Here is a 15,006-nt window from a genome sequence, read left to right as displayed (position 1 = left end):
AGGAGCTCGCGGCGAAGATGGCGGCGGCGGACGCCGGGGCCCGGCAGCTCGTCGACGGCGCGACCACTCTCGCCGCCGGTGTCGACGGCGCGCACAGGTACGCGAACGGTGTGCTCGAGGGGGCGACGACCCTCAGCGCCACTCTGCGCGCCGGAGTGAGTGCCGATGTGCAGAAACTCGCCCATCCGGAGACGAAGGCCCTGCTGGCGGGCGTCGCCACGAGCGCTCCCGGCAATGCGCGGACGCTCGCCGCCGGTCTGCAGGGTCTCCTCGCTGCACACCCTGATGACGTGCAGCTCCAGCAGCTCGCGGCGCTCGCCGCCGGCGTCGAGAAGCAGGTCGGCGCGCTGGCCGCCCCCGCCGCGGCTGCTCCGGGCCTCGCACAGGGACTCATCGGCGCCGCCGACGGCTCCGCTCGTGTCACGGCCGGCGTCGGTGCGCTCATCAACGGCGACACCTCGAAGGGCTGGCCGGGGACCGTGGCGCTGGTCTCGCCGAAGGGCGCTCCCGCCCTCGTCGTCGGAGCGCAGACGCTGCAGGACGGCACCTCCCGGCTCGCGGCGGGTGCGGCGGATCTCTCGTCCGGGCTGCAGACCCTCTCGACCGGAGCATCGTCGCTGTACTCCGGCACCGCGGAGCTCAGCGCCGGCGCGGCCCGGCTCGACGAGGGTGCCGGGACTCTGGCCACGGGCGTCGGCGCGCTGCAGTCGGGTGCCGGTGACCTCCGGTCCGGGATGACCGAACTCCGTACCGGCGCCGACGCGGTCGCCGAGGGGTCCGGCACCCTCGCGGCCGGAAGCGCGAAGCTCGACGCGGGTGCCGCGGACCTCGCGGCGGGTAACGGGCGCATCGCCGACGGCTCCGGGACCCTCGCGACGGCCACGGCCGGCGCCGCACCCTCTCTGCTCCCGTGGATCCTCGGGATCGGTCTGGTCGGCCTGATCGCGATCGGCTTCTGGATCGGTCACCGCGTCACCCACCGCTGATCGTTGACCCACCCCCTTCCGTGCGACCCACCCCCCTAAGTGACGCACTTTCGGGGGTGGGTCGACCTCAAGGGGGTGGGTCGGCGAATGAGGGTCAGCGCTTCGGGAGGGGGATCGTGCCGGTGGCGATGCGCTCGGTGGGCATGCGGTCGCGATCGTAGGTGATCTCGTCGTAGCCGTGCGGGGTGGGCAGGCCGTCCTCGCCGATGCTGACGAACACGATCTCGTCGATGGTGAGGATGCGCTTGCGCGTGATCATGTTGCGCGCGACGGCCCGCATGGTGAGCGACGTGGTGCCGAAACGGGTGGCCTGCAGCCCGATCTCGATGAGGTCGCCCTGCACCGCCGACGCCTCGAACGTGATGGCGGAGATGTGCCGGGTGACGACGCGGTAGTTGCCGAGTTGCACGATCGCGTAGATCGCGGCCTCCTCGTCGATCCACTTCAGCAGGCTTCCGCCGAACAGCGTGCCGTTCGCGTTGAGGTCTTCCGGGCGCACCCACTTGCGGGTGCGGAAGTTCAGGCCGTCCTCGGACTGCCATGCGGGTGCTTTCTGTTTCGCCATGCCCCGAGGCTAGGCGGGTCGTGCGTCGGCGGTGTTACGTCGCGTTTTCCGGCGGGTGCACACGCCGCCGCCCACAGCGGATCTGCTCCGGGCGGATTCGCTTCCGCGGCCGCAGCCGGAGCCGGAGGCTGGGGTCATGAGCGAAGACAACCCCCTCCCGCAGTTCGGCCCCGAGGCCCGGCGCGCCCTGTTCCACGAGCGGGTGCTCGTCCTCGACGGCGCCCTCGACGACGACAACGGCACCCTCCTGATGACGCAGCTCCTCGGTCTCTCCGCCGAGGATCCGGCGGCCGACATCGCCCTCTGGATCCACTCGCCCGGCGGGTCCGTGCCATCGATGCTGGCGATCCGCGACCTCATGCACCTCATCCCGAACGACGTCTCCACCCTCGCCCTCGGTCTCGCCTGCAGCGCCGGGCAGTTCCTGCTCTCCGCGGGGACGAAGGGCAAGCGGCGCGCTCTCCCGCACGCGCGGATCCTCATGCACCAGGGTTCGGCGGGGATCGGCGGATCGGCGGTGGAGATCGAGGCACAGGCCGACGACCTCCGGCACATGCGCGACACCGTCCTCGGCCTCATCGCCGACGACACCGGTCAGCCCCTCGCGCGGATCTTCGAGGACTCCCTCCATGACCGCTGGTACACCGCCGCCGAGGCGCAGGACTACGGGTTCATCGACGAGATCGTGCAGTCGACGGCGGAGATCCTGCCGCGTCGTCGTGCGCGGGTGGGACTGGGGGCGGACGCATGAGCAGCTACACGATCCCGAACGTCATCGCCCAGCATCCGCGGGGTGAGCGGGTCATGGACGTGTACTCGCATCTGCTCGCCGAGCGGGTCATCTACCTCGGCACCGGCATCGACGCGGGGGTGGCGAACGCCCTCATCGCGCAGCTCCTGCACCTCGACGCGGACAGCCCGGAGACCGGCGTCCAGTTCTACATCAACAGTGAGGGCGGGGATCCCGGTGCCGCGCTGGCGATCTACGACACCATGCAGCACATCCGTCCGCGGATCGCGACGACGTGCGTCGGGCAGGCCATCGGTCCGGCCGCCCTGCTGGTCGCGGCGGGAGCGCCGGGGGAGCGGGCGGCCCTCGCCCACGCGCGCATCGTGCTGCATCAGCCGGCCGGTCAGTCGCGCGGAGCCATCCCGGACCTCATCCTCGCGGCCGACGAGGTCGTGCGGGTGCGCGCGGACATGGAGACGATCCTGGGCCGGCACACCGGCCGCTCCCTCGCGGAGCTCCGCGCCGACACCGACCGGGACCGGGTCTTCACCGCCGCCGCCGCCCTCGACTACGGCCTCATCGACACTGTGCTCGGTCCCCGTGATCCGGAGGCACGATGAAGTGACGGGTGCACGACGGATCTCCAGGATCCGTCGTGCACCCGGACTCCGGTCGTGCAGGGGAGACGGGTCAGGCGGCGAGGGCGAAGGCGCCGCGGGAGGCCGACACCACCGCCGCGGCGGGGGTGGCCTGACGAAGCTCCTCGGCGACCGCGCTCGTGAGCTCCACGAGGGTGGCGTCCAGGGCCCCGGCGATCGCGGCGATCATCTCGCTGGACGGCTCCTTCCGACCGCGCTCGACCTCGGAGAGGTACTGCGGCGAGACCCCGGCCTTCTCCGCGGTCTCGCTGAGCGTCTCCCCGCGGTCATGACGCCGCCGTCGGAGCTGATCCCCGAGCAGATCGCGCCACAGCGGTTCGGGGCCGTTCGACGACGGACGGACGGGATGCGGGGCGTGGGGGAACGGGACGATGTCGGCCATGCCTCACGATAAGCCGCCGTCTGTGCGGCGATCGAGACGTTCTGCTCAGAGCAGAAAGCGGCTCACAGCGCCGCCGTGACGCCGGGAAGCAGCGCGCCCAGGATGTCCTGCAGCCGCTGCCGATCCTCCGCGGACAGCGGGTCGAGGATGAGCTCGCGGATCTGGGCCACGTGGACGGGCGCGGCCGCCCGGAGCATCTCCCGCCCCGCCGGGGTCAGCGTCGCGGAGAGCGTGCGCTTGTCCGTGGAGCACGACGTCCGCTCCACCCACCCGCGCTCCTCCAGGGAGTCCAGGGCGTGGCTCAGACGCGACCGGCTGAGTCCGGCGATGCGCGCGAGCTCGGTCATGGTGACGGCCTCGTCGCCCTGCCCGGCGAGGGTCACCAGGATCGCGTAGCGGGCGTGGTTCAGGCCCACCTCGTCCTTCAGCGCCCGGTCGAGGACCTGGGGCAGCAGCTGGACGAACCGGATGATCGGGAGCCACGTCGCGAGCTCGTCGTCGTCGAGCCGCCGCGGGTGCCGCGTCTCGCTCATGTCGTGCTCCTCGGAGGTCACGCCGCGGTCAGGTCGATCGTGTGCGCCGTGTGGTCGCGCTTCGCCTGGAGGTAGCGCGAGTTCGCCTCGGACAGGTGCACCTCGGTGCGCACCCGCTCGGTGACGCGGACGCCGAGCCCGTCGAGCTGCGCGGCCTTGTCGGGATTGTTGCTCAGCAGGCGGATGCGGTCCACGCCCAGCGCGCGCAGCATCTGCGCCGCGACGGTGTAGTCCCGCTCATCCTCGCCGCGTCCGAGGGCCACGTTCGCCTCATAGGTGTCGAGGCCGGCGTCCTGCAGCGCGTACGCGTCGAGCTTGGCGTACAGCCCGATGCCGCGGCCTTCCTGCCGGAGGTAGAGGAGGAAGCCGCCCTCGGCGGCGATCCGCTCGACGGCCTCCCGCAGCTGCGGCCCGCAGTCGCAGCGCTCGGAGCCGAACACGTCTCCGGTGAGGCACTCGCTGTGCGGGCGGACGAGGGGAGCTTCGCCGCCGGCGGCGGAGCGGGCGAGCGCCGCCTGCCAGTCACCGAGTCCGAGCAGCAGGTGCTCGCGCCCGTCCACGAGTCCATCGAAGGTCACGACGTCGGCCGTCGTCGCGAAGCTGTCCGCGAAGCGCAGGGGCACCCGCACGCGGGTGCGCTCCGCGGCGACCGTTGAAGTTTCAATCATGTGAGGGGAAACGCCGTCGGGGCGCGGCTATTCCCGGGCCGCGAGGACCGTGTCGGTCCGTGACGGCGATCGACGTGTGGCGCCGCGGACTCGGTAGCCTCGCACCATGAGTCACTTCGTCTCCGCGGCAGAACTCCACGACCTCCTCGAGAACGGCGCCCCGATCCGGGTCGTCGACGTGCGCTGGCGCCTGGACCGTCCCGAGGCGGGCCCGGGCGACTACCGCTCTGGCCACATCCCCGGCGCCGTGTTCGCGTCGTTGGATCAGGAGCTCTCCACGCCCGGAGCGCCCACCGAGGGCCGGCATCCGCTCCCCTCGACGGAGACCCTGCAGGCGGCGGCACGGCGCTGGGGCGTGCGGCAGGGCGACACGGTCGTGGCCTACGACGACACCAAGGGACTCGCGGCGGCTCGGGCGTGGTGGCTGCTCCGGCAGGCCGGCGTCGAGGTCCGGGTGCTCGACGGCGGGCTGCGGGCCTGGACCGCGGCCGGATACGACCTGGCGACCGACGACGTCGTGCCGGAGACCGGTGACGTCGTCCTCGCGGATCCCGGCCAGGACGCCCTCTCGATCGACGAGGCGGCGGCGTTCCCGGAGACCGGGGTCCTGCTCGACGTGCGCGCCCCGGAGCGCTACCGCGGCGAGACCGAGCCGCTCGACCCGATCGCCGGACACATCCCCGGTGCCCGGAACCTCCCCACCACGCGGCACCTCGACGAGAGCGGGCGCATCCGTGACCGCGACACGGTCCTGGCGACGCTCGCGGAGGTCGGCATCACGACGGAGACGCCGGTCGCGGCCTACTGCGGCTCCGGCATCACGGCGGCGCATACGGCTCTCGTGCTGCAGGAGGTCGGCATCCCGGCGAAGGTCTTCCCCGGCTCCTGGAGCCAGTGGTCCAACACGCCGGGACGACCGGTCGCGACGGGTGATCAGCCGGGCTGATCGCCGCCGCGAGGGCCGTACCCCCAGCGCAGACCGAGGGCGCCCGGACCGAACGCCCGGCGGACCTGATGCACCGACGTGCCGCGAGGTCGCGGGAGCGCGGTGACGACGGTGCCTCCAGCGGTCTCGACGAGCTCGTCGCACCAGTCCGGCACGGCATCGGGGTGGAAGCGCGTCCACACCAGGAGCTCGCGAGCCTGGCGGGACAGAGCATGCCCGGTCTCCCGATCCGAGGGGCGACCGGGCTCGTACTGCACCGACCACTCGACGACCGCGGTGTCCGGAGCCTCGAGCGGGACATCGAGCTCGATCAGCGCGCCGTGCGCCTCGCCGTTCGGGTGGGAGTAGCGCGCGGCGATCCGTCCGCCGGCCACGGCCGTGAGGAGCGGTGGAGGCCCGGGGACGCCGGGGGTGAGGTCGAGGACGGGGATGGCGGTGATCACGCCGCTCGTCGACTGCACGATGCTGCGGGTGAGGCAGGAGGACACCTCGCCGTCGGCGTCCACCTCCGTGACGGAGTGGACGGTGAGCTCCCGCGACGGGTCCGGGTACGTGGCGCCGAGGGCCGCGTAGACCTCGCGGACCGCCCGCTCCATGTCGACCTGCTCCAGCGGGAACCCCTGCGGCCCCAGGGGCCCGGTGCGGTGCGGACGCAGGAGCCTGCTCAACGCACCGGACTCGAGGCACAGCAGGTCCTCGATGTCGGCGAGGGCGGCGAGCGACTGCGGTCCTTCCGGGCGGCGGGCTCCCGACCGCCAGTAGCTCAGCGTGGCCATCGAGACGCGGTTGCCCCGGTCGCGGAGCTGTCGCTGCAACCACGACAGCGTCACCGGTCTCGCGTTGATCGCATCCCGCAGCGCCGCCGCGAACGCGTCCGGCGTCGCGGCCCTCTTCTCGTCGTCCCCAAAACCCATCACAGCCCCCACCCGGTATGTGAAGAACACACCTCTAGAGTGAGCATACGACCGCACGCGCACACCTCAGGGGACCAGGTGGGCAAGTGGGTCACGGGGCTGTGATGTCGCGGGGAGGGTGCCCGACCCTGCGGCAGCGGCCCGACGCAGTGATGCCCCCCTTGCTGCGTATGTCGTGAAGCCCGGCAATCGATCTGGGGAGATCCGCCGGGCTTCACGAGCATCCCCCGGCGCGTGCGGCTCGCGGCCCCGCGTAGACTGGTGGGGAAACCCCGGAGGATCTGGCCGTTATGTCTGCCCCTGCTCGCGCGTTCACCATGCGCCACGTGCAATTGCTGCGCGCGCTGTTCGCGGCCGTCGCCGCCCTGATGATCACCTTCTCCTCGGATCACTCCGCCGCGGTCGGTCTCGCCGTCTTCAGCGGCTTCGCGCTGGTCACCGCCCTGGTGCACATCCTCGCGGCCTGGCTCGTCCTCCCGTCGGGGTCGCGCTGGTCGGCGATCCTCCTGGCGGTCGTGAGCGCGATCGCCGGAATGGCCGGGGGCGTGCCGGCCTGGCGCACGGACGACATGTTCTTCATCGTGCTCATCACCTGGGGCGTGCTCAGCGGCGGCCTCGAGCTGCTCGCCGGCATCCGCGCCCGCCGCGTCGGGGGAGCGCTCGCCACCGACGCGATCACGGTCGGGGCGCTGGGCGTGCTCCTCGCGGTCGTCCTGCTGCTGATCCCGTCGGGCTTCGTCCAGGAGTACACGATCGAGAAGGCGGGCACGTTCGAGCTGTCCGGCATCATCCTCGGCGTGGGGATGTTCGGCGGGTATGCGGCCATCGTCGCCGTCTTCCTCGGCATCGCCGGCCTCACCCCGAAGCGTGCGGACGCCGATGACGTCGCTGCCGCCCCCGAGAACGATGCGGCTCCTGTGGAGCACGGAGGAGAGCGATGAGCGACGACAAGCCCACCCGACGGGACATCCTGCGGCCCCTCCACCTGCTCGGCATCGCCCTGGGCTGCGGCGTGTTCGCCATGGTGGTCACCCTCGTCTCCACCGGCGCCTTCACCCTCCGCGTGAACACCGCCATCGCGAACGGCACCTACGAGGGTCTCACCCCGGTGGCCCTGAGCCTCGTCGTGGGCGGCGGCGCCTTCATCGCGACCCTTCTGATCCTCGCGATGCTCATGCTCGCTGTCGATCCCGCCGACGTCACGAAGACCGTCGACCGCCCCGTGCTGTACGACGCGGAGGGCGAGGGCGCGAGCGACGGCCCCACCGACGAGCCGGGACGCCCCGCCTCGTCGTGACGCGGAGATCGGGCGGAATATCGGTGAGGTCGTTCCGCTTGTCTCTGGAGTGACTGCCTCCGTCGACCGCGCCTCCATCGGACTCCGGTCGGAGCGGGGACCCATCCTCGGCGCGCTCATGCTCGCCACCGGCCTCATCGCGATCGACGCCACGATCCTGGCGACCGCGGTGCCGAGCATCGTGCGCGACCTCGGCAGCTACCAGCAGTTCCCGTGGCTGTTCTCCGTGTATCTGCTGGCACAGGCCGTGAGCGTGCCGATCTACTCGCGGTTCGCCGACACCGTGGGCCGCAAGCCGATCATCCTGCTCGGCATCGCCCTCTTCCTGCTCGGATCCGTCCTCTGCGGGTTCGCCTGGAGCATGCCGGCGCTGATCGTCTTCCGCATCATCCAGGGCATCGGTGCCGGTGCCGTCGCGCCGATGTCGATGACCATCGTCGGCGACATCTACACGGTCGCCGAGCGCGCGAAGGTGCAGGGATACGTCGCCAGCGTCTGGGCCATCTCCTCGGTGGTGGGCCCCGCACTCGGCGGCATCTTCGCCCAGCTCGACGCCTGGCGATGGATCTTCTGGATCAACGTGCCCCTGTGCCTGATCGCCGGATGGATGCTGCTGCGCACGTACAAGGAGCAGAAGCAGACCCAGCGGCACAGCATCGACTACGGGGGCGCGGTGCTGCTCACGATCGGGTTGACCGCGCTCATCCTCGGCATGCTGGAGGGCGGGAACGCCTGGGCGTGGCTGTCCGTGCCGAGTGCCCTCTGCTTCGGGATCGGGGTGGTCGCGCTCGGGGCCTTCGGGTTCGTCGAGCGCCGGGTGGCGGAGCCGATCGTCGATCTGCGCCTCGTGACCCGTCGGCTCATCCTCACGACCACGGTGGTCTCGCTCGGCATCGGGGCCCTCATGCTCGGCGTGACCAGCTTCGCCCCTGCCTACCTCGAGGGGTCCATCGGCATCGCTCCGCTGCTGTCGGGTCTGGCGGTGGCCGCTCTGACCCTCGGCTGGCCGCTCGCCGCCGCGAACGCCGGACGGCTGTACCTGCGCATCGGCTTCCGTCGCACCACGCTCATCGGCATGAGCATCACGACCGTGGCAGCCGTCGCGCTCGCCGCCGTCGCCTCCTGGCCGAACCCGTTCGTCGTCGCCGGCATCGCGTTCCTCCTCGGCTTCGGGCTCGGGTGGAGTGCGGCCCCGACCCTCATCGCCGCACAGGCCTCGGTCGGCTGGGGGGAGCGGGGCGCGGTGACCGGGATGAACGCGTTCGCACGGTCAGCGGGAAGCGCCGTGGGCGTGGCGGTGTTCGGGGCGATCTCGAACGCGGTCATCGCGCAGGGTGCGGGACCCGATGACCCCGACACGATCGTCCGCGCGTCGGTGTGGGTGTTCGTCGCGGTCGCCGTGACCGCGGTTCTCACCCTCCTGGCGGCGTCGTTCATGCCGAAGGACAGGGTCGAGGAGCACTCCGGGGAGTCGGGCTCCTAGCTCCTCAGCGGGCGAGGCGCTCCGCGATGCCGGTGTAGGTCGCGGGGGTCAGCGCGAGGAGCCGCTGCTTGGCCGGGTCCCCGATCTCCAGACCCTCCACGAACGACGCGAGGTCGGCGGCGCCGACGCGGTGCCCGCGGGTGAGCTCCTTGAGCAGCGCGTACGGGTCCTGGATGCTCGACCGGCCGGCGACGACCTCGGCGCGGATCACCGTCTGGATCGCCTCGGCCAGCACCTCCCAGTTCACGTCGAGGTCGGCGAGCAGCACATCGCGCGAGAGCGAGATCGCGTTCAGGCCGCGGCGCAGGTTGTCGAGAGCGAGCAGCGAGTGCCCGAACGCGACGCCGATGTTGCGCTGCGTCGTGGAGTCGGTGAGGTCGCGCTGCAGGCGGCTCGTGACCAGCGTCTGGCCCAGCGACGCGAGCAGGGCTCCCGAGATCTCGAGGTTGGCCTCGGCGTTCTCGAAGCGGATCGGGTTGATCTTGTGCGGCATGGTCGACGAGCCGGTGGCGCCGGCGACCGGGATCTGCGCGAAGTAGCCGAGCGAGATGTAGGTCCAGATGTCCGTCGCGAGGTTGTGCAGGATCCCGCCGGCGTGACGCACGCGGTCGTAGAGCTCGACCTGCCAGTCGTGCGACTCGATCTGCGTCGTGAGCGGGTTGAAGCTCAGGCCCAATCCCTCGATGTACTCGCGGGCGATGGTCGGCCAGTCGGCGTCAGGGTCGGCCGCGAGGTGAGCGGACCAGGTGCCGGTCGCGCCGGAGAACTTCGCGAGGTACTCGGAGCCGGCGATCTGGCTGCGCACGCGCTCGAGGCGCCAGGCGAAGACCGCGAGCTCCTTGCCCATCGTCGAGGGGGTGGCGGGCTGCCCGTGCGTGCGGGACAGCATGGCGGCGTCGGCGTGCTCGACCGCGAGCTCGCGCAGCTTCGCGATCACGGTGTCGAGGGCCGGGAGCCAGACCTCCTCGACCGCGCGCTTGACGGTGAGGGCGTAGGACGCGGAGTTGATGTCCTCGCTCGTGCAGGCGAAGTGCGTCAGCTCGGCGATGCGGTCGAGGCCGAGCGTGGAGAGCCGGTCGCGGACGAGGTACTCGATGGCCTTCACATCGTGCTGCGTGACGGCCTCCTTCTCGGCGAGCCAGTCGATCTCGGCCTGCCCGAAGTCGCGGTACAGCGCGCGCAGGCGGTTCTTGTCGTCGTCGGACAGCGGGGTCGTCTCGAACAGCGAACGGTCGGTGAGGGCGATCAGCCATTCCACCTCCACCTCGACCCTGGCGCGGTTGAGTCCGGCCTCGGAGAGGAAGTCGGCGAGCCCGGTGACGGCACCGCGATAGCGGCCGTCGAGGGGGCTGAGGGGCTGCGGCGGGAGCGAAGGCTGGAAAGTCAGGGGAGTCCTCCTGATGAGGCCCCGAAGGTTCGGGGCGTGCGGGGCAGGCGCAGAGCGGGTTCGAGCTGGCGGAACAAGCCGCGAGTCGCCGTCTCGATCATACCGAGCACTGAATCGAACATCTCCGGGCCGGCGTAGTACGGGTCGGGGACGTCGTGCGTCGAGGCGTCGGGATCGAAGGCGAGGAGGAGGGTCACCTTGCCGTCCTCGTCCTCGTCCCCGGCCCATTCGCGGAGGATGCGCTCATGCGTGCGGTCCAGGGCCACCACGAGGTCGTTCTCGGCGAAGGAGGCGGCGGTGAACTGGCGGGCGCGATGCAGGGAGCCGTCGTAGCCGCGGCGGGCGAGGGCGTCGATGGTGCGGTGGTCGGCGCGCTCGCCGAGGTGCCAGTCCCCGGTGCCCGCGCTGCGCGAGACGATCTGGGAGCCGAGACCCTGCCGCTCCGCGAGGTCCCGGAACACGACCTCCGCCATGGGGGAGCGGCAGATGTTGCCGGTGCAGACGAAGATCACGCGGAAGGGATCTCGGGCTGTCACGGATCCATTCTGCCGCTCGATGCCGTTCCTGCACAGCGGGCATCGGATCGCGGTGCGGCTCGACCCTCCTGCACGGTCCTGGGGGGAGAACCGGCACTCCACTGGTCATGGCCGTCCGACGGGGCCCTGGCCACAACGGACGCGGTCCGGCGGGAGGCTGGGGCCATGTCTTCCTTCGCCCTCACCGCCCTCTCTCCCGGTGTCGATCCTGCGCTGCGGGCGCGGGTGCTGTCCGAGCTGGACGCCGCCCTCGCGGGACTCGACGATCTGGCTTCGACGCTGACCGCGCTGCGTGACGTGTGCGCCTGGGAGTCCGACGGCGTCGAGGCGCTGCGGTGGGCCCTCTGGCGGCTGTCGGACGACACGGCGACGGTGCGCCGGATGCTGCAGGTGTGCCGAGGGGAGGTCGAGGGTGCATGAGCGGGCTCGACATCGACCACGGCGGCGCGATCGCGGTGGACACGGCGCAGCTCCGCGAGCTCGCGGTGCGCGTGCGGGCCGCCGAGCCGGTGTGCGCGGAGGCGCAGGACGCGGTGGGGCGTGTCGAGGCGCTGCTCGGCTCCGCAGCATGGACCGCGCTGGCCTCGGTGGCGTGGTCCCTGCGGTCCGCAGTGACCGCGATGGAGGCGCTCGCGGCGCATCTCCAGGAGACGGCCGCCGATCTCGACCTCATGGCCGAGGTCTACGAGGTGGTCGAGCTGCGGGCGCAAGCGGAGGCGCTGGCGCGGACGGATACGGCTGCGGCCGCTGCGGTGGAGGGGCGCCTGCGGCTGCTCCTCGCCGGCGACGAGCGTCTGGCCGCGCTGGCCGACGCGCGGGAGCGGACGGCGGACGACCGACGCTTCCGCGGCTTGGGCGATCAGTTCGACGCCGGAGGACTGCTTCCGCCGGTGTTCCTGGGCGGCGCTGTCGTCGGCGTGACGTCGGGGCTGGGGCGGGTGCGGCCGGGGATGGCACTCGGCGCGACGGCGGATCCGGTGCGGGTATCGGTCACCTCGCGCTCCCATCCGGTCGGGGCTCCGAACGGACTGGCCAGCGCCCTCGGGCGCCTGCCCTCCGCTTCCGGGGCGCAGCTGGCGATCGAGAAGTACACGGTTCCGGGGGAGTCTCCGCGCTACGTCGCCTACGTCTCGGGCAGCCGCTCGATGTCCCTCCGCGAGGGCGGGGGTGTCGAGGCCTGGGACATGAAGTCGAACATCGAGCTCTACACCGGGGCCCGGTCCGCGTCGTATCAGGCGACCCTCGACGCGCTGGCTGCGGCGGGTGCGAGACCCGGGGATCGGGTGGACGTCGTCGCCCACTCGCAGGGTGGCATGATCGCAGCGCACCTGTCGATGGAGAGCGAGTTCACGGTGACGACCCAGATCACCGCCGGGAGCCCGGTCGAGCCGACACTGTCCGCCGACCAGACGCTCGTGCAGCTCCGGCACACCGACGACGCGGTGTCCGCGCTCGCCGCAGGAGGGGCGAGGGAGGGCACGGGGTCCGCCGACAGCTTCACCGCGAGCCGGGTGGGCGATCCGGATCCCGGTCGCCAGGACCTCGCGCTCGAGACCCACTCGCTGGAGAACTACATCGAGACCGCGGCGATGGTGGACGCCTCCGCCGATCCGCGGGCGGTGGCTCTCGACGCCTACTGGGCCGATCTCGACCGCGCCGTCACCATCGAACGCACGGAGTACCGCGCGGCGCGTGTGCTCCCCGATCCGTGAGCCGTACGCGCCGTCCGCAGACGGGTCAGTCGCGGCGGGAGCGCTTGTTCTGCGGACGCAGGATGAACCCGAAGATGCCGTTGATGATCGAGATGATCAGCGCGGCGAGCACGCCCCACCAGAACGACTCGACCGACAGGCCCCACCCGAAGCTGCTGGTGATCCACGCGGTCAGCCAGAGCAGGAAGCCGTTGATGAGTAAGCCGATGAGGCCGAACGTGAGGATGTACAGCGGAAAGGCGACGATCTTCACGATCGTGCCGATGATGGTGTTCACCAGCGCGAAGAGGGCGCCGACCGCGAGGAGCGTCAGGACGAGCTGCAGCGTCTCGCCCGGCGGGAAGGCGCGCACCGTGACCTGGAGCACGGGGATGAGCGTGACGACCCAGATGGCGAACGCGTTGACGACGACCCGGATGATGAAGCGCATGATGCGTTCAGTCTCCCACGCGCCGCCCGCGGTGTCAGCCGCGGTCGTCCACCGGACGGATGTGGGCGGCGAGAACCTGGGCGATCTCCCCGAGATCCATCCGGCTCTGCGCGACATCGATGACGAACTCGAAGGCTTCGTCGTTCGTGAAGGTGATGTCGTAGCCGTTCAGCCGGATGAAGATGAAGGTGAGATAGAGCGCTGTGCGCTTATTCCCGTCGAACAGCGCGTGATTCTGGGCGACGGAACTCATCAGGGCCGCCGCCTTCTCCGCGAACGTCGGATACGCATCGACGCCGAACATGCCGGCGGCGGGTCGCGCCAGAGCGGAGAAGAGCAGCCCCTCGTCGCGCACATGCAGGCCGAGCTTCGCGATCAGCGCGAGGGCCTGCTCGGGCTCGATGTACTCGGTGGCCATCGATCAGGCGTCTTCGAGGCGCGTGATGGCGTCGCCGTAGCGTTCGGTCACCTCGTCCGCGAGCGCCAGAACTCGATCGGTCTTGGACACGCTGTTCGCGAACCGAGTGGCCGCCTCGATGATCACGGCGTGCTTGGAGACGTGCCGGGCTCGTGCGATGTCTTCGAGCCGCGCATCGAGTTCCTCAGGGAGTCGCACCGTCATAGCCATACCAGAATGGTATCACCGCACCCTCGGCCTCGAAAGGGTGGCTGGCCGCACGTCCTAGACTCGACGCGTGACCGAGCCGACCCTGCCCCGCATCCGCCCCGCCATCGCCTCCCTCGCGCCGTACCGCCAGGGCAAGCAGGCAGGTCCCGAGGCCTTCAAGCTCTCCAGCAACGAGAACCCGTTCGACCCGCTGCCCTCGGTCCTCGACGCGCTGCAGCACACGACGCCGATGAACCGGTATCCCGATGCCACCGCCGGCCGCCTGCGTGCGCGGCTCGGGGCCCGCTACGGGGTCGAGCCCGAGCAGGTCCATGTCGCCTCCGGCAGTGTCGCGATCCTGCATCAGCTCATCCTCGCCACCGCATCGGTCGGCGACGAGGTCGTCTACGCCTGGCGGTCGTTCGAGGCGTACCCGAGCCTGCCGCTGGTCGCGGGCGCGACCGGGGTGCAGGTGCCGCTGACGGCCGACTCCCGCCACGACCTCGACGCGATGGCCGACGCCGTGACCGACCGCACACGCGCGATCATCGTCTGCACGCCGAACAACCCGACCGGACCCATCGTCACCTCTGCCGAGTTCGCGGCGTTCGTGGACCGCGTGCCGTCCGACGTGCTCATCATCCTCGACGAGGCCTACGCCGAGTTCGTCACCGCCCCCGATGCCGTCGACGGCCTGGCCGAGCGCGTCTTCGAGGCGCACCCGAACGTGGTCGTCCTCCGCACGTTCTCCAAGGCCTACGGTCTGGCCGGGCTCCGGGTCGGCTACGCGATCGGCCACGAGAAGGTGCTCGACGCGGCACGGACGACCGGCATCCCGCTGTCGGTCACGTCCGCGGCCGAGAACGCCGCCATCGCGAGCCTCGACGCCGAAGCCGAGCTCCTGGAGCGCGTCGCCGTGATCGTCGAACGCCGCGCCCGTCTCGTCGAGGGGCTCCGCGCGCAGGGCTGGGAGGTGCCGGACGCCCAGGGCAACTTCGTCTGGCTGCCGACCGGCGCGCGCACCGACGAGGTCGCAGCGGCGTTCGTCGACGCCGACCTGATCGTGCGTCCGTTCTCCGGTGACGGCATCCGGATCTCCGTCGGCGAGGAGGCGGCCGTCGCCCGCGTGCTCGAGGTCGCGGCGACCCTCCGCTGAGCGCGGCACCGCCCT

Annotated in this window: 19 protein-coding genes and 1 pseudogene; 10 read left to right on the top strand and 10 right to left on the bottom strand. The window is 71.3% G+C overall.

Annotated elements, in window-relative coordinates; genetic code table 11:
* Positions 1 to 986: pseudogene (locus D8M34_RS15430) on the top strand (hypothetical protein); the annotation flags it as partial.
* Positions 987 to 1,080: 94 nt separating this feature from the next.
* Here the strand turns inward: D8M34_RS15430 and D8M34_RS15425 are convergent.
* Positions 1,081 to 1,551 (bottom strand): acyl-CoA thioesterase, encoded by a 471-nt coding sequence (locus D8M34_RS15425; RefSeq protein WP_081811533.1) that lies wholly within the window; start codon positions 1,549 to 1,551, stop codon positions 1,081 to 1,083.
* Positions 1,552 to 1,687: 136 nt separating this feature from the next.
* Here D8M34_RS15425 and D8M34_RS15420 point away from each other — a divergent pair, with 136 nt between their 5' ends.
* Both D8M34_RS15420 and D8M34_RS15415 read left to right on the top strand, forming a co-directional pair.
* Positions 1,688 to 2,302, top strand: a complete 615-nt coding sequence (locus tag D8M34_RS15420; RefSeq protein ID WP_126894423.1) for a ClpP family protease — start codon at positions 1,688 to 1,690, stop codon at positions 2,300 to 2,302.
* Positions 2,299 to 2,901, top strand: a complete 603-nt coding sequence (locus tag D8M34_RS15415; RefSeq protein WP_025102764.1) for a ClpP family protease — start codon at positions 2,299 to 2,301, stop codon at positions 2,899 to 2,901. The genes D8M34_RS15420 and D8M34_RS15415 overlap by 4 nt, the downstream gene beginning before the upstream one ends.
* A 70-nt stretch (positions 2,902 to 2,971) precedes the next feature.
* Here D8M34_RS15415 and D8M34_RS15410 read toward each other — a convergent pair whose 3' ends face one another.
* The 3 genes from D8M34_RS15410 to D8M34_RS15400 all read right to left on the bottom strand — a co-directional run bounded on the left by D8M34_RS15410 (position 2,972) and on the right by D8M34_RS15400 (position 4,523).
* Entirely contained in the window at positions 2,972 to 3,322 is a 351-nt protein-coding gene (locus D8M34_RS15410; RefSeq protein WP_126894422.1) for a helix-turn-helix domain-containing protein, read from the bottom strand.
* 62 nt (positions 3,323 to 3,384) lie between these two features.
* Positions 3,385 to 3,855 (bottom strand): MarR family winged helix-turn-helix transcriptional regulator, encoded by a 471-nt coding sequence (locus D8M34_RS15405; protein ID WP_126894421.1) that lies wholly within the window; start codon positions 3,853 to 3,855, stop codon positions 3,385 to 3,387.
* Between the two features lie 17 nt (positions 3,856 to 3,872).
* Positions 3,873 to 4,523 (bottom strand): GTP cyclohydrolase II, encoded by a 651-nt coding sequence (locus tag D8M34_RS15400; RefSeq protein ID WP_126894420.1) that lies wholly within the window; start codon positions 4,521 to 4,523, stop codon positions 3,873 to 3,875.
* Between the two features lie 106 nt (positions 4,524 to 4,629).
* On the opposite strand from D8M34_RS15400, the gene D8M34_RS15395 reads away from it, so the two are divergent.
* Positions 4,630 to 5,469 carry a sulfurtransferase gene (locus D8M34_RS15395; protein WP_025102760.1) on the top strand — a complete coding sequence of 280 codons (840 nt, stop codon included), beginning with the start codon at positions 4,630 to 4,632 and terminating at the stop codon, positions 5,467 to 5,469.
* Here D8M34_RS15395 and D8M34_RS15390 read toward each other — a convergent pair.
* On the bottom strand, positions 5,457 to 6,383 hold the full coding sequence (locus D8M34_RS15390; protein WP_025102759.1) for a hypothetical protein: 927 nt from the start codon (positions 6,381 to 6,383) through the stop codon (positions 5,457 to 5,459). The genes D8M34_RS15395 and D8M34_RS15390 overlap by 13 nt on opposite strands.
* Before the next feature lie 290 nt (positions 6,384 to 6,673).
* Between D8M34_RS15390 and D8M34_RS15385 the strand changes: the two genes are divergently transcribed.
* From D8M34_RS15385 to D8M34_RS15375, 3 genes are read left to right on the top strand one after another with little or no spacing between them, the layout of a single operon-like run.
* On the top strand, positions 6,674 to 7,324 hold the full coding sequence (locus D8M34_RS15385) for an acyl-CoA synthetase (RefSeq protein WP_102209785.1): 651 nt from the start codon (positions 6,674 to 6,676) through the stop codon (positions 7,322 to 7,324).
* On the top strand, positions 7,321 to 7,680 hold the full coding sequence (locus D8M34_RS15380) for a hypothetical protein (protein ID WP_126894419.1): 360 nt from the start codon (positions 7,321 to 7,323) through the stop codon (positions 7,678 to 7,680). The genes D8M34_RS15385 and D8M34_RS15380 overlap by 4 nt, the downstream gene beginning before the upstream one ends.
* A 49-nt stretch (positions 7,681 to 7,729) precedes the next feature.
* The gene (locus D8M34_RS15375; RefSeq protein WP_062765733.1) at positions 7,730 to 9,163 is read left to right on the top strand and encodes an MFS transporter; all 1,434 of its coding nucleotides are present in this window, start codon (positions 7,730 to 7,732) and stop codon (positions 9,161 to 9,163) included.
* 4 nt (positions 9,164 to 9,167) lie between these two features.
* Here the strand turns inward: D8M34_RS15375 and purB are convergent, their stop codons facing one another.
* Entirely contained in the window at positions 9,168 to 10,550 is a 1,383-nt protein-coding gene (gene purB, locus D8M34_RS15370) for an adenylosuccinate lyase (protein ID WP_126894427.1), read from the bottom strand.
* Positions 10,547 to 11,086 carry a low molecular weight protein-tyrosine-phosphatase gene (locus D8M34_RS15365; protein WP_025102754.1) on the bottom strand — a complete coding sequence of 180 codons (540 nt, stop codon included), beginning with the start codon at positions 11,084 to 11,086 and terminating at the stop codon, positions 10,547 to 10,549. Before D8M34_RS15365 ends, purB begins: the two co-directional genes overlap by 4 nt.
* 165 nt (positions 11,087 to 11,251) lie before the next feature.
* On the opposite strand from D8M34_RS15365, the gene D8M34_RS15360 reads away from it, so the two are divergent.
* Complete coding sequence (locus tag D8M34_RS15360; protein ID WP_126894418.1) at positions 11,252 to 11,506, top strand: hypothetical protein; 255 nt, start codon at positions 11,252 to 11,254, stop codon at positions 11,504 to 11,506.
* Complete coding sequence (locus D8M34_RS15355; protein WP_126894417.1) at positions 11,503 to 12,798, top strand: hypothetical protein; 1,296 nt, start codon at positions 11,503 to 11,505, stop codon at positions 12,796 to 12,798. The genes D8M34_RS15360 and D8M34_RS15355 overlap by 4 nt, the downstream gene beginning before the upstream one ends.
* A gap of 25 nt (positions 12,799 to 12,823) precedes the next feature.
* Here D8M34_RS15355 and D8M34_RS15350 read toward each other — a convergent pair whose 3' ends face one another.
* From D8M34_RS15350 to D8M34_RS15340, 3 genes are read right to left on the bottom strand one after another with little or no spacing between them, the layout of a single operon-like run.
* Entirely contained in the window at positions 12,824 to 13,228 is a 405-nt protein-coding gene (locus D8M34_RS15350; RefSeq protein WP_126894416.1) for a phage holin family protein, read from the bottom strand.
* A gap of 34 nt (positions 13,229 to 13,262) precedes the next feature.
* Positions 13,263 to 13,646: a type II toxin-antitoxin system death-on-curing family toxin gene (locus tag D8M34_RS15345; protein ID WP_082750084.1), complete on the bottom strand. Its 384-nt coding sequence runs from the start codon at positions 13,644 to 13,646 to the stop codon at positions 13,263 to 13,265.
* Positions 13,647 to 13,649: 3 nt separating this feature from the next.
* Positions 13,650 to 13,856, bottom strand: coding sequence for a ribbon-helix-helix protein, CopG family (locus tag D8M34_RS15340; protein WP_126894415.1), 207 nt, complete (start codon positions 13,854 to 13,856; stop codon positions 13,650 to 13,652).
* 67 nt (positions 13,857 to 13,923) lie between these two features.
* Between D8M34_RS15340 and D8M34_RS15335 the strand changes: the two genes are divergently transcribed.
* On the top strand, positions 13,924 to 14,991 hold the full coding sequence (locus D8M34_RS15335) for a histidinol-phosphate transaminase (RefSeq protein ID WP_126894414.1): 1,068 nt from the start codon (positions 13,924 to 13,926) through the stop codon (positions 14,989 to 14,991).
* Positions 14,992 to 15,006 lie beyond the last annotated feature (15 nt).

Source organism: Microbacterium sp. HSID17254 (genome assembly GCF_003989315.1).
Taxonomy (GTDB): Bacteria; Actinomycetota; Actinomycetes; order Actinomycetales; family Microbacteriaceae; genus Microbacterium.
Note: the sequence above shows the minus strand (reverse complement) of the source record. Positions and strands in the feature narration are given on the sequence as shown.

Excerpts from the sequence above, each read along its gene's own strand:
- D8M34_RS15425 (WP_081811533.1), bottom strand. The coding sequence starts at position 1,551 with ATGGCGAAACAGAAAGCACCCGCATGGCAGTCCGAGGACGGCCTGAAC.
- D8M34_RS15420 (WP_126894423.1), top strand. The coding sequence starts at position 1,688 with ATGAGCGAAGACAACCCCCTCCCGCAGTTCGGCCCCGAGGCCCGGCGC.
- D8M34_RS15415 (WP_025102764.1), top strand. The coding sequence starts at position 2,299 with ATGAGCAGCTACACGATCCCGAACGTCATCGCCCAGCATCCGCGGGGT.
- D8M34_RS15410 (WP_126894422.1), bottom strand. The coding sequence starts at position 3,322 with ATGGCCGACATCGTCCCGTTCCCCCACGCCCCGCATCCCGTCCGTCCG.
- D8M34_RS15405 (WP_126894421.1), bottom strand. The coding sequence starts at position 3,855 with ATGAGCGAGACGCGGCACCCGCGGCGGCTCGACGACGACGAGCTCGCG.
- D8M34_RS15400 (WP_126894420.1), bottom strand. The coding sequence starts at position 4,523 with ATGATTGAAACTTCAACGGTCGCCGCGGAGCGCACCCGCGTGCGGGTG.
- D8M34_RS15395 (WP_025102760.1), top strand. The coding sequence starts at position 4,630 with ATGAGTCACTTCGTCTCCGCGGCAGAACTCCACGACCTCCTCGAGAAC.
- D8M34_RS15390 (WP_025102759.1), bottom strand. The coding sequence starts at position 6,383 with ATGGGTTTTGGGGACGACGAGAAGAGGGCCGCGACGCCGGACGCGTTC.
- D8M34_RS15385 (WP_102209785.1), top strand. The coding sequence starts at position 6,674 with ATGTCTGCCCCTGCTCGCGCGTTCACCATGCGCCACGTGCAATTGCTG.
- D8M34_RS15380 (WP_126894419.1), top strand. The coding sequence starts at position 7,321 with ATGAGCGACGACAAGCCCACCCGACGGGACATCCTGCGGCCCCTCCAC.
- D8M34_RS15360 (WP_126894418.1), top strand. The coding sequence starts at position 11,252 with ATGTCTTCCTTCGCCCTCACCGCCCTCTCTCCCGGTGTCGATCCTGCG.
- D8M34_RS15355 (WP_126894417.1), top strand. The coding sequence starts at position 11,503 with ATGAGCGGGCTCGACATCGACCACGGCGGCGCGATCGCGGTGGACACG.
- D8M34_RS15350 (WP_126894416.1), bottom strand. The coding sequence starts at position 13,228 with ATGCGCTTCATCATCCGGGTCGTCGTCAACGCGTTCGCCATCTGGGTC.
- D8M34_RS15345 (WP_082750084.1), bottom strand. The coding sequence starts at position 13,646 with ATGGCCACCGAGTACATCGAGCCCGAGCAGGCCCTCGCGCTGATCGCG.
- D8M34_RS15340 (WP_126894415.1), bottom strand. The coding sequence starts at position 13,856 with ATGGCTATGACGGTGCGACTCCCTGAGGAACTCGATGCGCGGCTCGAA.